Source organism: Paracoccus sp. (in: a-proteobacteria), from assembly GCF_047973135.1.
Lineage (GTDB): Bacteria > Pseudomonadota > Alphaproteobacteria > Rhodobacterales > Rhodobacteraceae > Paracoccus.
The window spans coordinates 1-1,695 of sequence record NZ_JBKEBL010000101.1 but is presented as its reverse complement, the minus strand read 5'-3'; the positions used below and the strand labels follow the sequence as shown (position 1 = coordinate 1,695).

At 64.3% G+C, this 1,695-nt stretch carries 1 protein-coding gene; it reads left to right on the top strand.

The annotated features are described in order from the left end of the window. Positions 1-1,695 (top strand): cytochrome P450 (locus ACK5L9_RS08085; RefSeq protein WP_416910960.1); only part of this gene is annotated, 1,695 nt, incomplete at both ends.

Sequence of the window (1,695 nt, the reverse complement as noted above, 5' to 3'; positions counted from 1 at the left end):
TCCTGCCCGAAAATCTGCAAAAGCACGAGCCTGCGGTGCGCGCGCTGACGCGTCAGTACATGGACCGCTTTATCGACCGCGGCCATGCCGACCTGGTCGCCGACATCTTCTATGAAATCCCGCTGACCGTTGCCCTGCATTTTCTGGGCGTCCCTCAGGATGGTGCGGATGAGCTGAAGAACTTCGCGGTTGCCCATACGCTGAACACATGGGGCCGCCCGACACCTGCCGAACAGTTGGAGGTCGCGGAAAATGTCGGGCGCTTCTGGCAAACGGCGAACCGTATCCTGGACCGGATGATCGCCAGCCCCGAAGGCGAGGGCTGGATGTATGAAACGGTCCGCCAGCATTTCAGGCATCCCGATATCGTGCCTGAAAGCTATCTGCGGTCGATGATGATGGCGATCCTTGCTGCCGCGCATGAGACCACCTCGAACGCGACATTGAACGCGTTCTGGACGCTGCTGAGCAATCGCGACGCATGGGAGGAATTGTGCCAGAACCCCGCCCTGATCCCCAGTGCCGCCGAGGAATGCCTGCGTGTCGCGGGTTCCATCGTTGCCTGGCGGCGGATCACCACGGATGATGCGGTGGTCGGCGGCGTGGCGATTCCCAAGGGGCAGCGGTTGCTGCTGGTGCAGGCCAGCGCGAACAAGGATCCCCGGCACTGGGAAAACGCGGGGGATTTCGACATCTATCGCGACAACTCGGCCGAGCACATGTCCTTCGGCTATGGCGCGCATCAATGCATGGGCAAGAATATCGGCCGGATGGAGATGCGGGTCTTTCTTGAGGAATTTTCCCGCCGTCTGCCGCATATGCGCCTTGTCGCCGGACAGCGTTTCGAGAACCTGCCGAATGTATCCTTTCGCGGGCCGTCGCGGTTGCTGGTGGAATGGGATCCTGCGCTGAACCCGGAACGGCGCGACCCCGGCATTCTGGATCGCGCCATGTCCTTCGGGATCGGCGCGCCAGTGCGCGATGACATCCTGCGCCGGATGAAGGTGCGATCCGTCAGCGACGATTGCGACCGGGTAAGGCGGATCGTGCTGGCCGATCCGCGCGGCCGGCCTCTGCCGCCCTTTTCGGCGGGTTCGCATATAGAGCTGGTCTCGGGCGGGTTCCGGCGCAAATATTCGCTGTGCGGAGCCGTGAAGGACAGGGACAGCTATCAGATTGCCATTCTGCGCGAAGGCGGGGGCCGGGGCGGATCGGCGCATTTTCACAAAACGCTGAAGCCCGGCGATACGGTGAATATCGCCGGGCCGCGCAATCACTTCCGGCTGGATGAGGATGCCGCCCGTTACGTGCTGGTCGCCGGAGGCATCGGGATCACCCCCGTTCTGGCGATGGCCGACCGGCTGAAGGCGCTTGGCAAGCCCTATCACCTGCATGTCTGCGCCCGGACCCGCAGCGCGCTGCCGCTGGCTGACCGGCTGCATGCGAATCACGGTGCGGCCCTTTCGCTGCATCTTGGCGACGAGGGCACGCGGCTGGATCTGGGCGGGGCGCTGACCCCGCTGGCCAAAGGCACGCAGGTCTATGCCTGCGGCCCGGCGCGGATGCTTGAGGCGCTGGATACCCTGTCGCTGGGCTGGCCCGAGGGCACGCTGCATTACGAACATTTCTCGGGCGGGCCGGGGGCGCTGGATCCCGCCGTTGAACACGGGTTCGAGGCGGTGCTGTCCGACAGCG